The organism is Pseudoalteromonas sp. Isolate6 (assembly GCF_022398435.1).
GTDB classification, from domain to species: Bacteria; Pseudomonadota; Gammaproteobacteria; order Enterobacterales; family Alteromonadaceae; genus Pseudoalteromonas; species Pseudoalteromonas galatheae.
The window spans coordinates 1-1098 of the sequence record NZ_JAKEVK010000382.1 but is presented as its reverse complement, the minus strand read 5'-3'; the positions used below and the strand labels follow the sequence as shown (position 1 = coordinate 1098).

The window sequence follows — 1098 nt, the reverse complement described above, 5'->3', positions numbered from 1 at the left end:
GTGACCAACCTCAGCGGTATCGCGAAATCGGTTCACCTTGCGCAAATGGAATGCTCGTGCGAGGCACGATGTCATTAGACATTTGCACCCAGATTTCCTGATGACCATAGCGTTTTGGAACCACCTGACCCCATGCCGAACTCAGAAGTGAAACAAAACAGCGTCGATGATAGTGTGGGCTTCCCATGTGAAAGTAGAACATCGTCAGGGCCTTATAAAAGAAACCCGTTGCAGCAATGCGACGGGTTTTTTGCTGTTTGGGGCATAGAGATTTGAGGTATAAAACCTCGCGAGGTAAACTCGCTCCTACCACAGCATCAGCACTGACCAGCGTGGTCGGAGGTGGTTTACCCACCGAGCTGTTGGGCTCCCCAAACAAAGAGAGTAAAACATCCTAGTTCGTAGCGAGCTAGGGCCTTATTAAAGGTCGATTAACAGCATTCATCCATGATTCTAATCGACATTAGTACCTCCATGTACGTCAAACCCGTTGCAGAGATGTGACGGGTTTTTTGCTGTTTGGGATTTTAGAAAACCTCGCAAAATCAACACATCGCGAGGTAAACTCGCTCCCACCACAGCATCAGCACTGAGCGGCGTGGTCGGAGGTGGTTTACCCACCGAGCTGTTGGGCTTGGCAAAAAAGAATAAAAGCATCACTTCGTAACATCACGAGCTTTTCTAAACCTAAGTAAATGTGCACCTACCACCACATCAGCACTGAGCAGCGTGGTCGGAGGTGGTTTACCCGCCGAGCTGTTGGGCTTCCCATGTGAAAGTAGAACATCTTACTTCGTAGCGAGCTAGGGCCTTATTAAAGATCGCGAGGTAAACTCGCTCCTACCACCACATCAGCAATGAGCAGCGTGGTCGGAGGTGGTTTACTCACCGATAACTTGCAATGAAAGTTCTGGCTCAAAAACGAGTAGAAGTATTTTTTGACCAAGGTAAAGTTCGCCTTTTACTGCTTATTTTAGACTTCGCAAGGTCAGCCAATTGTTCTACTAAAGGCAAGGTCAAGGCAATAATTTGGCATTCTAGTGATGTATCACTTTAGTAACAAAATAAAGCTTATAGTTCAGTTATATAGTATAATTG

At 46.5% G+C, this 1098-nt stretch carries 1 rRNA gene; it reads left to right on the top strand.

Annotated elements, in window-relative coordinates:
* Window positions 1-96: 96 nt before the first annotated feature.
* Window positions 97-210: ribosomal RNA gene (gene rrf / locus L1D50_RS23040) — 5S ribosomal RNA — on the top strand.
* The last annotated feature ends 888 nt before the right edge of the window (window positions 211-1098 follow it).